Source organism: Aeromicrobium sp. Leaf272 (genome assembly GCF_001422865.1).
Classification (GTDB): Bacteria; Actinomycetota; Actinomycetes; order Propionibacteriales; family Nocardioidaceae; genus Aeromicrobium.
In genome coordinates, this window is sequence record NZ_LMMY01000009.1 from 286,680 (window position 1) to 298,827 (window position 12,148).

Below are 12,148 nucleotides of genomic sequence, written 5' to 3' on the forward strand. Positions count from 1 at the left end.
GCTCCCCGACCTCCACCTCCACCCGCTCGCCCTGCGGCGTCGGGCCGTCGGCGGAGAGGGTGACGTCGACGACCACGCCAGGATCGGCACCCACGTCGGCACTCTCCTCGGCCGACGGGGACGCGCTCGCGCTGCTCGGGGCAGCACTGGGGGCGTCCGTGCCCGGGTCCGGGTCTCCGCACCCGGCGAGCAGCAGCCCGGCAGCCACGGTCGTCACCAGGGCGGCGGTCAGCCGCGCGGTCGGAGTCGTCCTCATGTCGGGTTCCTCTCCTCCCCGTCGTCGGGGGTCTCGCCGGCGTCGGGCTCGAAGGCCCGGTCGATCAGGTCTCGTTCGCGCTGCTCGTCCTGGCGGTCCTTGCGGGCGATGTAGAGCACCACCCCCACGACCACGATCGCCGGCACGAAGGCCGGGATCGCGACGAGGGCGGCGTGGTGCGCCCACAGCACCTCGCCGTGGGCGACCCCGAGGACCGCCGGGTCGGGGGTCACGCCGTCCCGGCTCCGCTCCCCTGGTCCAGGCCCGAGCCGCCGCCCGGGCCGTGCTCCAGCTCGTCGCGCCGACGGCGTCCCTCGCGGGCGATGGCCCCGGAGACGCGCGCCACGGCCACGCTGATGCCGGCCAGGATCGCGAGGCTGCAGATCAGGACCACGAGGTTCGCCACGCCCCACATCCACGGCGAGGTGTCGAGCTCGCGCTCACGCTGCAGGATCTCGATCTCCGGGACGAACTCGCGGGTCATCTGCGACTCGACCGGGACCTCCTCGGCCCCGAGCGCCTCGTCGGCCGGCAGGAAGATCGGCGCGGCGGTGAGCATGCGGCCGTCCTGCACGCGCAGCAGCGTCTTCCAGGTGCCGCCGATCGGCATGGGCTCGGTGGTCTCCCACGAGTCCGGGCCGGTGCGCCTCAGCGACTGCGTGACGACGCCGGCGCCGCCGCCCTGCCACGCGGTGATCTGCACCCACGTCGGGTTCTCGTCGACGAGGCCCTCGGTGGTGGTGACCTCGACCATGATCTCGGGCTGGGCCTCCGTGCCGACCTGCTGGACGGCGAACGTGGCCTCGGCGTTCTCGGGCACCGTGGCGTTGAGCCCGTTGCCGACGGCCACGGACGTGACGACGATCGACCCGACCACGATCGAGCGGCCCACCCAGCGGTTGCTCGGCAGGCGGCCGTCGAGGCCCATCGCGAACAGGGCGCCGCACAGACCGGCGCCCAGGGCCACGGGAACCACGGTCACCAGGCTCTCGAGCCAGATGTCCTGCGGCCACGGGAACTGGAAGACGGCGTCGTTCCAGAACTTCTCGATGACGGTGCCGACCGTGCCGATCAGCAGACCGCCGACGGCGCCGAACACGAGCGGCTTGTCCTTCAGTCGGCTGAGCGCCAGCAGCTCGATGATCAGGGCGCTGCCGAGGTAGAGCGGGAACACGTGCGACGCCTGGCCGAAGACGTCGCCCACGATGAACGAGACGACGCCGCGCGTGATGACGAAGAAGAACGCCGCGAACAGGGCCGCGCCCGGACCGGCGTACAGCCGCGCGGCCACGAGGGTCAGTGCGGCGGCCGCAGCGATCATCAGCGGCGCGAAGACCATGCGGAACTGCGCGATGCCGAAGTCGAACTCCGCCTGGAAGACCGACAGGCCGATGAGGAGGCCGCCGAACGCCATCGAGAGGGTCAGCTTGTGCAGCGTGCGCGCGCCGTGGTTGTCGGCCGAGCGCTTCCACTCCTCGGAGAACTCGGCCTCGCGGTGCAGCAGGATGATGCCGGCCGTCGAGAGGCCGGCGCCGCCGATCAGCATGAGGTGCGTCGGGCCCCAGAGCGTGACGTCCTGGCCGAACAGGCGGTGCCACACGTCGTCGAGCGGGAAGCCGATGAGGGCGTAGAGCCCGCACGCGGCGATGAAGATGCCGGCGACGGGGGCGTACCAGCTGCGGGTGATCCGCACCGACGCGATGCCGGGACGCTGGCCGTCGCGCGGGAACACGATCGCGCTCATGCCGGCGATGAACAGGGCGAAGAGCCCGTAGAGGATCAGGTAGTGGGCGGGGTTCGCGAGCGGGCCCTCGTCGCGTCCGCGACCGGCGTGCAGGCTCACGTCCCACAGGAACCCGAGCAGCGCGACGACGAGGGAGCTGGCCACGAACAGCGAGGGGATGGACGCCCAGCCGGGCTCGCCGGTGCGCTCGTGCAGGCGGTCACCGAGGGTCTGGAACCACTCGATGCGGTGGGTGCGGTGGGCCCAGGCGATGGCGACGAGGACCGCGGTCACGAGGCCGGCCCCGACGCTCAGTCCGATGACCTGGTCGAGGGCCGCTCCGCCCACGGGGGCAGGCTCTGCGGCGACGAGGATGGCGGGGAACATTCCGGGAGTATGTCAGCGCGCCATGTGACACCGCAAGTGTCAGATGAGGTGCGTCACACCGGGGCGCTCGACGTCGACGGGCGTCCGGTGCGCGTGGTCACGACGGGCAGCGACGGCGCCCGTCACCGGGTCAGTGCCCGACGACCTCCTGGGCCTCACGGCCCTTGGGGCCGTCGACCACCTCGAGCTCGACCGCCTGGCCGTCCTCGAGCGTCTTGTAGCCGTCGGACTTGATCTTGGACCAGTGGACGAAGACGTCACCCTGGCCCTCGACCTCGATGAAGCCGTAGCCCTTGTCGGCGTTGAACCACTTGACGGTGCCCTGCACCATGACGAACTCCCACCTGGTGACGCGATCGAACCACCTGCCCGGACCGATCTGACGCCGAGCCTATACGCGCCGGTCGCGGCGCAGAAGAGCGCGGTTCACCCGCTGGTCACCCAGCCCGTCGACCGGCCTGCGACACCGCCCTCGGGATGGACCCCGATCGACCCTGACCGCACCCTGGCCGCACCCCGGGAACAGGGTGCGCTGCTCGGTCGGCGTGCTTCAGTGGAGGCACACGAACATCGATCGAGGAGCTGGACTCTCATGACCGCCTATCCCCACGAGCCCGCGCCCGGCCAGGGCACCGGGCAGGGCGAGCCCCTGTCCGACGACACCCAGCGCAGCATCGGCGTCATCGTGCACGCCGTGCCGGCGGCCGCCCTCGTGCTGAGCGCAGGCACCCTCGGCTTCGTGGCGTCCCTCGTGATCTATCTCGTCTACAAGGACCGTGGCGAGTACGCCCGCCGCCAGGCGGCCAACTCGCTCAACGTCCAGATCACCACGGGCATCCTGCTGCTGCTCTCGCTCCCGCTCATGCTGGTGCTGATCGGCTTCGTCACCTACGGGATCGTCATCGTCTGGGCCGTCGTGCTGCACGTCGTCGGCGCGGTGCGCGCCAGCAACGGCGAGTGGTGGAACCCGCCGCTCACCCCCCGCTTCGTCCGCTGACGCGGCTCGGAGATTCCCAGGTCGACCTGGGAATCGCCCGGCACGCACGGCTTCCTCACGTCTGCACGGGTTGCTTCCCGTGCGGGCGTGAGGTCTCCGTGCGCCGGTGCGCCTGTTCGGCTGCCCACCCGCAGGACGAGGATCAGGCGCAGCCGCCGGCGACGGCGGGGATGATGCTGATCTGCGCGCCGTCCTTGACGGGGGTCTCGAGGCCCTGGGCGAAGCGCACGTCCTCCTCGGCCACGTACACGTTGACGAAGCGGCGGAGCTTGCCGTCCTCGTCGACGATGCGGGCCTTGATGCCGGCGTAGGACGACTCGAGCGAGTCGAGCACCTCGGCGAGCGTCGCGCCGTCGGCCTCGACCTTGGAGGAGTCGCCGGTGTAGCTGCGCAGGATGGTGGGGATGCGGACGGACACGGACACGGTGGTCTCCAGTCGATCGAGGGGTGAGGGGCGGGAGCGGTCGTCGGCTCAGGCGAGGCCGGAGGCGACGAACGCGTCGTACGTGGGGGCGATCGTCGCGGCCGGGCCGACGCGGCCCGAGACGGCGTCGAGGGTCTTGAGCCCGTGGCCGGTGTTGATGAACACCGTCTCGAGGTCCGGGTCGAGCTGCCCGGTCTCGACGAGCTTCTTCAGGACGGCCAGCGTCGTGCCGCCGGCGGTCTCGGTGAAGATGCCCTCGGTACGCGCCAGCAGCACGATCGCGTCGCGGATCTCGTCGTCGCTGACCTGCTCGACGGCGCCGCCGGTGGCCCGCGCGATGTCGAGCACGTAGATGCCGTCGGCGGGGTTGCCGATGGCGAGGGACTTGGCGATCGTGTCGGGCTTGACCGGGCGGATCGCGTCATGACCCTCGGCGAACGCCGTGGCCACCGGGTTGCAGCCCTGCGCCTGGGCGCCGAAGACCTTGTAGGGCTTGTCCTCGACGAGGCCGAGGTCGATGAGCTCCTTGAACGCCTTGTGCACCTTGGTCAGCTGCGAGCCGGAGGCCACCGGGATGACGATCTGGTCGGGCAGGCGCCAGCCCAGCTGCTCGGCGATCTCGTAGCCCAGCGTCTTGGAGCCCTCGGCGTAGAACGGTCGGACGTTGACGTTGACGAACGCCCACCCGTCCTCCTCGCCGGCGATCTCGCTCGCGAGCTTGTTGACGTCGTCGTAGTTGCCCTCGACGGCGACGAGGTTGTCGGTGAAGACGGCCGAGTTCACCTGCTTGGGCGTCTCGAGGTTGCTCGGGATGAACACGACGGTGCGGATGCCGGCGCGCGCCCCGGCGGCGGCCACGGCGTTCGCGAGGTTGCCGGTCGACGGGCACGCGAAGACCTTCGCGCCCAGCTCGGTGGCGGCGCTCAGGGCGCACGCGACGACGCGGTCCTTGAAGGAGTTGGTGGGGTTGGTGCTGTCGTCCTTGACCCAGAGCCTGGTCAGGCCCAGCTCGGCGGCGAGGTTGCGCGCCTCGAGCAGCCGCGTGAAGCCGGGCTCGGTGTTCGGGCTGGACTCGATGTCGTCGGGCACCGGCAGGAGCGCCTTGTAGCGCCAGATGTTGCGCGGGCCGCTCTCGATCTGCTCGCGCGTGACCGTGCCGAAGTCGTAGTCGACCTCGAGCGGGCCGAAGCAGTCGTCGCACGCGTAGTGCGGGCCGAGAGGTCGCGTGGCGCCGCACTCGCGGCAGACGAGCCCGGTGGCGGACCCGAAGGCGCCGTCGCGCAGCGAGCCGCGCTGGGCGACCTCGGCCTGGTCGACGTCGGATGCCGCGGACGTGGTGGACGGGGCGGTGGTGATGCTCACGAAAGCCTCCTGGTCATCTTTCCCGACCTCTCTGGTCGGGACGGAATGAGCACCTGGCTCCGGTGTCCTGGGTGGACGGTGGAGCTGGTTGCTGGGGCGTCGTCGGGCCGTGTCCCTGTACCCCTCTGGATGAGCAGGTCCAGCGTAGGCAGGCGTCTCACCATGTGTCCAATTGGTCCGCGATGCGAGACGCAACGGTCCACGGAGCGGGCGTCCACAGATCGAGCCGCAGGCGAGCGCGCCGCCCGTGGTCGTCCACAGCCGTCGGCGCAGCCGGGCGTCGCGCCGGCCACGAGGGCCATGTCCCGTCGACCGCACCGGACCGACCGGTGCCGACGTCGGAGGTCTTCACCATGCCGCTCACCATCCGTCCACTCCGCACCCGTGCCGCCACGCTCGTGGCTGCGCCGGCGCTCGCCGTCACCGCCGGACTCCTGAGCAGTGCCGTCCTCGCCGACCCGCCGTCCAGCCGGCACCGCCTGCCGGGGCACACGATCGTGGCCGTGGAGGGCGATGCCGAGAACGGCTTCAGCGTGTTCCGACTGGACGGCAGCAGCGAGCACCCGCCGACGCTCTCGGAGTCGACGGCGGAGTGCCACGAGCACGACGACCCCACCGACGTCGCGGTGTGCGTGGCCGAGGTCGAGACCCGCTTCGAGGGACTGACCGACGTGCAGCTCAGCCTGCGCTGGGCAGCGGGGCGTCGCGGGGGCCCCGGCCCTCGGTGAACCGGGCGCACGTGTGACGCACGGGACCCGACCCCGGTTCCCGCGGCAGGCCTAGGAGGCCTCGGTGAGCGAGTCGGCGACGTCGCCGAACACGCAGTCGGTGAGGGCCAGCAGCGCGGGGTCGCCCGTCACGTGCTCCGGGGCGCCGATGGCCAGCATCACGTTGATGAGCATGCCGTGGGCCACGAAGTCACGGGCCCGGTCGTCGTCGATCCCGGTGCCGCGGACGACCTGGAAGATCTCGGTCATGCGCGACCGCGCGAACGCCCCGATCTCGGGATCGGTCGCGGCGGCGAACCCGTGGACCATGAGCTGCAGGGCGTCGCGGTCGCGCAGGACCAGGTCGGCGTAGGCCTGGCCGAGCGGCGAGAGGCCCTCCTCGGAGTCGGGGTCGATCACCTGCGTGGCGATGACGTGCTCGAAGGCGTCGATGATGCGACGGGTCGCGCGGTCGAACACCTCCACGAACAGCTCGAGCTTCGTGCCGAAGATCCGTACGACGTAGGGCTGCGAGACGCCGGCCTCCTTGGCCACCGCGTCGGTGCTGGTCCCGGCGTACCCCGTCCGGGCGAAGGCGCGGGTGGCGGCCTCGAGCACGAGCTCGCGGCGGGCGTCGGCACTCATCCGGGGGGTCATGGTTGACAGGTTATCACCCGATTACTTAAAGTCGGCCACAAGTAATCATTCGATGCCTTCTACGTTCGGTCCCCTCCCCAGGAGCACTCCCATGACCACCGACACCCTCGACTCCCCCGCCTCTGCCCCACCGCCCACGGGCACGCCGTCGGCGACCACGACCTCCACGCGCCGACGCACGGCGCTCGCTCTCACGGCGGCCTCGTTGCCGATGTTCATGGCCACCCTCGACAACCTGGTCATGACGAGCGCCCTGCCGGTCGTGCAGTCCGACCTGGGCGCCACCGACACCCAGCTGTCATGGTTCATGAACGCCTACACGCTGCCCTTCGCGACGTTCATGCTCGCGCTGGCCGCCGTGGGCGACCGCCTCGGACGACGACGCGTGATGCTGGCCGGCATCGGCGTCTTCACGCTCGGGTCCGTGGCCGCCGCGCTGAGCGGGTCGGCCGAGGCCCTCATCGCGGCGCGGGCCCTCCAGGGCGTCGGCGCCGCGGCGATCGTGCCGCTGTCGCTCACGCTCCTCGTCGCCGCCGTGCCCCCCGCGGCGCGAGCGGCGGCGATCGGCATCTGGAGCGGCGTGGCCGGGCTGGGTGTCGCCGTCGGGCCCGTGATCGGCGGCGCCGTGGTCGAGGGGCTCAGCTGGCAGGCCATCTTCTGGATCAACGTGCCCGTGGCCCTGGTCGCCGTGCCGCTGCTCCTGCTCGCCACCCCGGAGTCGCGCAGCTCCGCGCCCGGACGCCCCGACGTCGTCGGCACGTTCCTGCTCGGTGGTGCGGTCTTCGCAGGTGTCTGGGGCATCGTCCACGGCAACGACGACGGGTGGTCCTCCGCCGGGGTCGTCGGCACCCTCGTGGCCGCCTCGGCCCTCGCGCTCGGGTACCTGACATGGGCCGCACGGCTCGACCGATCCACCCGCCCGGGTGACGACGCCGTCCTCCCGCTCCGCCTGTTCCGTCGCCGGGCGTTCAGCGCGGCGAACGTCATCGGCCTCATGTTCAGCCTCGGCATGTTCGGCAGCGTGTTCCTGCTGTCGCAGTACCTCCAGGTCGTGCAGGGCTACTCCCCGCTCGAGGCCGGTCTGCGCACGCTCCCCTGGACCGCCGCACCCATGGTGGTCGCCCCGATCGCCGGAGCACTCGTCCCCCGCCTGGGCGCCCGGTCGCTGCTGGTCGTCGGGCTCTCCCTGCAGACCGTGTCGCTCGTGTGGTTCGCGTCGGTCGTCGAGAGCTGGTCGGGCTACGGCGACCTGGTGGTCCCCCTGGTCCTGGCCGGCGTCGGCATGGGCCTGACGTTCGCCCCCATGTCGACCGCCGTGCTCGACGGACTGCCCGACGACGACCTCGCGATCGCGAGCTCGGCCAACAACACCGTCCGCGAGTTCGGCGTGGCGCTCGGGATCGCGGTCATCGTCGCGGTCTTCCAGGGAGCCGGCGGCTCGATCTCGCCGCAGGGCTACGACGGGGCGATCGGTCCGTCGCTGCTCGCCGCCGCGGGCGCGGTCGGCGTGGCGCTCGTCGCCGCGCTGTTCGTCCCGGGCCGGCCGGACCGGACCGTCGACTGAGCCCTGCTCACCGCCCGTGCCGACGCCGACGTCGCGTCGTCACGGGCGGGTAGCCGCCGTCGTCCAGGCCCGCGAGCCGCTCGAACGGGTTGTACGACGAGTGGTCGCCCGCGACCACCCAGGAGAACCCGGCCGCCAGCAGGTAGAGCGGCACCATGACCGGACCGACCAACCAGGCGTACTGGGTGACGTGCCGGTCCTCGTGCCGCAGGAGCCGGGGCCGGTCGCGCAGCCAGGCGTGGTCGTGGGTGCTCACGACCACGGAGCCGAGCGTGAAGGCACTCGCCACCGGGAAGCGCCATCGGTAGCCGCCCGCCAGGTAGGTGCCGCGCCCGTGCCGCTCGATCGTGGCGCCGCCCAGCCACGCGACCACGAGGCCGGCCACGGTGCTCAGGTTGACCCAGTTCAGCACCGTCCGGACGCGCGTCCACGGCGTGTGGACCGGCAGGCGCTCCCCGGGGATGCTCACGGCGCAGCACTCAGGCGTCGAGGGCGTCGGCCCAGGCCGTGAGCCACGCTGCGACGCCGTCGGGTCCGGGCAGCACCACGTCGGAGCGACTCACGAGCGCGTCCTGCTCGCCCGACGCCGACGCCACCAGGACACCGTCGCCACCGCTGCGGCGCAGGTGCTCCACCGCCTCGAAGGCCGGCAGGTCGCCCAGGTCGTCGCCGACGTAGACGACCCTCCGCAGGCCGGTCGTCTCCACGAGGTCGCGCAGCGCGACCCCCTTGTCGGTCGCGTGACCGCGCAGCTCGAGCACCTGGCGGCCCGGCTCGACCTCGAGGTCCAGGTCCGCGGCGAGCGCCCGGAGCGGGCCCTCGAGCTCGTGGATCAGGTCCGCGTCGATGCCCCGCGTGTGGATCGCGACCGCCAGGCCCTTGTCCTCGATGCGGACGTGCCCTGCGCGGTGGTCGGCGAGCCACTGGGGAAGCATCGACGCCAGCCGCTCCACCGAGTCCGGACGGTCGGGACGCTCGAGCACGTCGACCTCGGCGTCCCACCGCTCCGCTCCGTACTGCCCACAGATCACGAGCCGCTCGAGGCCCGCGAGCCCACGGAACCCGCTGAGGGTCAGCGCCTGCTCGACCGGACGGCCGGTGACGATCGCGACCTGCCCCAGCACGTGACCCAGACGGGCGACGGCCGTGACGGCGTCGGGGTGCGCGAAGGCCCGGGTCGGGTCGTCGACGACGTGCGAGAGGGTGCCGTCGAAGTCCAGTCCGAGCAGGATCTGCCGGGGGTCGACGAGCAGCGACGCCGGGACGTCGGGCGTGGGGTGGTCTGCCGCGGGCACCCGAGCATCATCGCAGCCGCGGAGCGCGACTCAGGAGACGGGACCGACCAGCACGATCGTGAGCCGCTGGCCGCTCATCCCGTTGACGATCGGGGCCACGGCCTGGATGCCGAGGTCGTCGGCCAGCTGCCGCGCCTCCGCCTCGCGGCCCTGCGGGTAGTGCACGGTGTTGGCCGCCGAGTAGCCGCGCCAGTTGCCCACCGCGCCGACGGTCCAGCCCTCGGCGGTGACCCGCTGGCCCACCGTGCGGGCCAGGCCCTGGGTGCGCGACGCGTTGAGGACGGAGACCTGGATCGACGACCGGTCGACCGCGGGCTCGGTGGGCTCGGGCTCGCTGGTCTCGGTGGGCTCGGGCTCCGGCGTCTCGCTGGGCTCCGGCTCGGTCGTCTCGGTGGGCTCCGGCGTGGGCGTGGCGGACGGCTCGGACGCAGCAGGGCTCGAGCTCGCCGACGCGACCGGGGCGTCGTCGTCGGGGCCGGTGACCAGGAGCCAGGCGAGCCAGGCTCCTGCCAGCACGACCACCCCGCCGACCGCGAGGAGCGCCCAGGTGGGCAGCACGAGCGCCCGGCGGGTCACCGTGCGGCGGTGGTCGGACACCCGCGACCGCGACTCAGAGATCGATGCCGAGGCGGCGCGCCGAGCGACTGCGCTGGCGCTGAGCACGCAGACGACGCAGACGCTTGACCAGCAGCGGGTCGAAGGCGAGGGCGTCGTCGCTGTCGATGAGGGCGTTCAGCAGCTGGTAGTACCGCGTGGCGGACATGTCGAACTTCTCGCGGATGGCCTGCTCCTTGGCCCCGGCGAACTGCCACCACAGCCGCTCCATCGACAGCATGTCGAGGTCGCGGTCGGTCAACGTGCTGCCCGGACGTGCCGGGTCGTGGCTCGACTGCTCCACTGCGCTCATGGCGTCACCCTAACCCAGGAATGACAGTGGTGTCATTCGCTTCGGCGGACTGCTGCTCTGGTATGCGTGGAGGCATGGCCGAGTCCCCCAGCAACATCCAGCCCAGCAACGACCAGCCCAGCAACGACCAGCGCGCCGCCGCGGCCGTCCCCGCCGACCGGCCCCTGCGCTGGGGCATCCTCGCCACCGGACACATCGCCGGCAGCTTCGCGCGGGACCTGGCCCTGCTGCCCGACCACGAGGTGGTAGCCGCGGGCTCGCGCGACCGGACGCGGGCCCAGACCTTCCTCGACGAGCACGGCACGCCGACGGCCCGCGCGTACGGGAGCTACGACGAGCTCGTGGCCGACCCCGAGGTCGACGTCGTCTACGTCGCGAGCCCGCACAGCCGCCACCTCGAGGACGCGCTGCTGTGCCTCGACGCCGGCAAGCCGGTGCTGTGCGAGAAGGCCATGACGCTGGACGTCGCGAGCGGACGCGAGCTCGTCGCCCGCGCACGCGAGACGGGCCTGTTCCTGGCCGAGGCCATGTGGATGCGCACGAACCCCGTCATCCGCGAGGTGAAGCGGCGCGTGGACTCCGGCGCGATCGGAGAGGTCGGCGAGCTCAGGGCAGCCCTCGGGTTCGCGGCCGACGCGGGCGTCACGCGCCTGTGGGACCCCGAGCTCGGGGCCAGCGCGCTGCTGGACATCGGCATCTACCCGCTCACCTTCGCCCACCTGGTGCTCGGCCACCCGCACAGCGTCACCGCCGCCGGCGCGCTGCACGCGCGCGGCTTCGACGTGGCGGGAGGGGCCACGCTGGTGCACGAGGCTCGGGGGTCCGGTGGCTACCAGCCCGTCTCGAGCATCGCGTGGACGCAGCTCGCCCAGTCCGACAGCACGGCCTCGATCGCCGGCACGGACGGACGGATCGAGATCGACGGCCGCTTCCACCACCCCACGTCCTTCACGCTCGTGCGCGGGGACGAGCGTGAGCGGATCGACGTGCCCGTCACCGGACGCGGGTACGCCCACGAGGCCGAGGAGGTCGCGGCCTGCCTGCGGGACGGACGGACCGCGTCGGCGCTGCTGCCGCTCGAGGCCACCCTGCAGATCCAGGAGCTGATGGACACGATCCTCGAGCAGATCGGCACGCACGCTCATCGGTGACCAGCCAGTGCTGACCGGCCAGCGCTGACCGACCCGGCTCGCCCGGCGCGGTCGACGGGCGCGGTCCCGCCGCTCGCCTAGGGTGGAGCCATGGCGGCAACGGCGGACTTCGTGGTGATCGCCAACCGGTTGCCCGTGGACCGGGTGGTCCAGCCCGACGGCAGCACCACCTGGCGCACCTCCCCCGGCGGCCTGGTGACCGCCCTCGAGCCCGTGATGCGCCGCAACGGCGGAGCCTGGATCGGGTGGCACGGCGCTCCCGACGAGAAGCTGCGGACCTTCGAGCACGACGGCATCACGCTCGTCCCGGTGCACCTCACGAGCCAGGAGTACGAGGAGTACTACGAGGGCTTCTCCAACGGCACGCTCTGGCCGCTCTACCACGACGTCGTCGCCCCGCCGGAGTTCCACCGCGAGTGGTGGGACTCCTACGTCGAGGTGAACCGGCGCTTCGCCAAGCGGGCCGCGAAGGTCGCGCGCAGGAACGCCGTGGTGTGGGTGCAGGACTACCAGCTGCAGCTCGTGCCGCAGATGCTCCGCGAGCTCCGGCCCGACCTGCGCATCGGCTTCTTCCTGCACATCCCGTTCCCGCCGAACGAGCTGTTCCAGCAGCTGCCGTGGCGTCGCTCGATCCTCGAGGGCCTGCTCGGTGCCGACCTCGTCGGCTTCCAGCTGCCCGGCGCCGCGCAGAACTTCGTGCGGCTCGTGCGGCAGCGCG

Annotated in this window: 15 protein-coding genes, 1 pseudogene and 1 riboswitch; of the genes and pseudogenes, 5 read left to right on the plus strand and 11 right to left on the minus strand. The window is 72.1% G+C overall.

Annotated features, from left to right (window positions below; all coding sequences use genetic code 11):
- The 4 genes and pseudogenes from ASF38_RS17790 to ASF38_RS02945 form a co-directional block, all read right to left on the minus strand.
- Window positions 1–256, minus strand: a pseudogene (locus ASF38_RS17790) (hypothetical protein); the annotation flags it as partial.
- Complete coding sequence (locus tag ASF38_RS02935; protein WP_055963573.1) at window positions 253–489, minus strand: hypothetical protein; 237 nt, start codon at window positions 487–489, stop codon at window positions 253–255. The pseudogene ASF38_RS17790 and the gene ASF38_RS02935, both read right to left, overlap by 4 nt.
- A complete protein-coding gene (locus ASF38_RS02940) occupies window positions 486–2,366 on the minus strand; it encodes a hypothetical protein (protein ID WP_156367955.1) in 1,881 nt (626 codons plus the stop codon). Before ASF38_RS02940 ends, ASF38_RS02935 begins: the two co-directional genes overlap by 4 nt.
- Before the next feature lie 130 nt (window positions 2,367–2,496).
- Window positions 2,497–2,697 carry a cold shock domain-containing protein gene (locus ASF38_RS02945; RefSeq protein WP_055963570.1) on the minus strand — a complete coding sequence of 67 codons (201 nt, stop codon included), beginning with the start codon at window positions 2,695–2,697 and terminating at the stop codon, window positions 2,497–2,499.
- 261 nt (window positions 2,698–2,958) lie between these two features.
- Here ASF38_RS02945 and ASF38_RS02950 point away from each other — a divergent pair, with 261 nt between their 5' ends.
- Window positions 2,959–3,363, plus strand: a complete 405-nt coding sequence (locus ASF38_RS02950) for a DUF4870 domain-containing protein (protein WP_055963566.1) — start codon at window positions 2,959–2,961, stop codon at window positions 3,361–3,363.
- Between the two features lie 142 nt (window positions 3,364–3,505).
- Here the strand turns inward: ASF38_RS02950 and ASF38_RS02955 are convergent, their stop codons facing one another.
- Complete coding sequence (locus ASF38_RS02955; protein WP_055963564.1) at window positions 3,506–3,787, minus strand: ubiquitin-like small modifier protein 1; 282 nt, start codon at window positions 3,785–3,787, stop codon at window positions 3,506–3,508.
- 48 nt (window positions 3,788–3,835) lie between these two features.
- Window positions 3,836–5,143 (minus strand): threonine synthase, encoded by a 1,308-nt coding sequence (gene thrC, locus ASF38_RS02960; RefSeq protein ID WP_369797003.1) that lies wholly within the window; start codon window positions 5,141–5,143, stop codon window positions 3,836–3,838.
- A gap of 16 nt (window positions 5,144–5,159) precedes the next feature.
- A riboswitch (SAM riboswitch) is annotated at window positions 5,160–5,285 on the minus strand.
- 217 nt (window positions 5,286–5,502) lie between these two features.
- Here thrC and ASF38_RS02965 point away from each other — a divergent pair.
- Window positions 5,503–5,877 (plus strand): hypothetical protein, encoded by a 375-nt coding sequence (locus ASF38_RS02965; RefSeq protein WP_156366759.1) that lies wholly within the window; start codon window positions 5,503–5,505, stop codon window positions 5,875–5,877.
- A 51-nt stretch (window positions 5,878–5,928) separates the two neighbouring features.
- Here the strand turns inward: ASF38_RS02965 and ASF38_RS02970 are convergent, their stop codons facing one another.
- Complete coding sequence (locus ASF38_RS02970; protein WP_055963558.1) at window positions 5,929–6,513, minus strand: TetR/AcrR family transcriptional regulator; 585 nt, start codon at window positions 6,511–6,513, stop codon at window positions 5,929–5,931.
- A gap of 91 nt (window positions 6,514–6,604) precedes the next feature.
- Here ASF38_RS02970 and ASF38_RS02975 point away from each other — a divergent pair, with 91 nt between their 5' ends.
- Window positions 6,605–8,077 carry an MFS transporter gene (locus tag ASF38_RS02975; protein WP_082480305.1) on the plus strand — a complete coding sequence of 491 codons (1,473 nt, stop codon included), beginning with the start codon at window positions 6,605–6,607 and terminating at the stop codon, window positions 8,075–8,077.
- A 7-nt stretch (window positions 8,078–8,084) separates the two neighbouring features.
- Here the strand turns inward: ASF38_RS02975 and ASF38_RS02980 are convergent, their stop codons facing one another.
- From ASF38_RS02980 to ASF38_RS02995, 4 genes are read right to left on the minus strand one after another with little or no spacing between them, the layout of a single operon-like run.
- Complete coding sequence (locus ASF38_RS02980; protein ID WP_235497361.1) at window positions 8,085–8,546, minus strand: hypothetical protein; 462 nt, start codon at window positions 8,544–8,546, stop codon at window positions 8,085–8,087.
- A 10-nt stretch (window positions 8,547–8,556) separates the two neighbouring features.
- Entirely contained in the window at window positions 8,557–9,372 is an 816-nt protein-coding gene (otsB, locus tag ASF38_RS02985; RefSeq protein WP_055963551.1) for a trehalose-phosphatase, read from the minus strand.
- Window positions 9,373–9,402: 30 nt separating this feature from the next.
- Window positions 9,403–9,969 carry a LytR C-terminal domain-containing protein gene (locus ASF38_RS02990; protein ID WP_056573534.1) on the minus strand — a complete coding sequence of 189 codons (567 nt, stop codon included), beginning with the start codon at window positions 9,967–9,969 and terminating at the stop codon, window positions 9,403–9,405.
- Between the two features lie 13 nt (window positions 9,970–9,982).
- On the minus strand, window positions 9,983–10,279 hold the full coding sequence (locus ASF38_RS02995; RefSeq protein WP_055963545.1) for a DUF3263 domain-containing protein: 297 nt from the start codon (window positions 10,277–10,279) through the stop codon (window positions 9,983–9,985).
- 74 nt (window positions 10,280–10,353) lie between these two features.
- On the opposite strand from ASF38_RS02995, the gene ASF38_RS03000 reads away from it, so the two are divergent.
- Window positions 10,354–11,430, plus strand: a complete 1,077-nt coding sequence (locus ASF38_RS03000; RefSeq protein ID WP_082480308.1) for a Gfo/Idh/MocA family protein — start codon at window positions 10,354–10,356, stop codon at window positions 11,428–11,430.
- Between the two features lie 90 nt (window positions 11,431–11,520).
- On the plus strand, window positions 11,521–12,148 hold a 628-nt coding region (locus ASF38_RS18645; RefSeq protein WP_235497362.1), incomplete at its 3' end, for a trehalose-6-phosphate synthase.

Excerpts from the sequence above, each read along its gene's own strand:
- ASF38_RS02940 (WP_156367955.1), bottom strand. The coding sequence starts at position 2,366 with ATGTTCCCCGCCATCCTCGTCGCCGCAGAGCCTGCCCCCGTGGGCGGA.
- ASF38_RS02945 (WP_055963570.1), bottom strand. The coding sequence starts at position 2,697 with ATGGTGCAGGGCACCGTCAAGTGGTTCAACGCCGACAAGGGCTACGGC.
- ASF38_RS02950 (WP_055963566.1), top strand. The coding sequence starts at position 2,959 with ATGACCGCCTATCCCCACGAGCCCGCGCCCGGCCAGGGCACCGGGCAG.
- ASF38_RS02965 (WP_156366759.1), top strand. The coding sequence starts at position 5,503 with ATGCCGCTCACCATCCGTCCACTCCGCACCCGTGCCGCCACGCTCGTG.
- ASF38_RS02970 (WP_055963558.1), bottom strand. The coding sequence starts at position 6,513 with ATGACCCCCCGGATGAGTGCCGACGCCCGCCGCGAGCTCGTGCTCGAG.
- ASF38_RS02975 (WP_082480305.1), top strand. The coding sequence starts at position 6,605 with ATGACCACCGACACCCTCGACTCCCCCGCCTCTGCCCCACCGCCCACG.
- ASF38_RS02995 (WP_055963545.1), bottom strand. The coding sequence starts at position 10,279 with ATGAGCGCAGTGGAGCAGTCGAGCCACGACCCGGCACGTCCGGGCAGC.
- ASF38_RS03000 (WP_082480308.1), top strand. The coding sequence starts at position 10,354 with ATGGCCGAGTCCCCCAGCAACATCCAGCCCAGCAACGACCAGCCCAGC.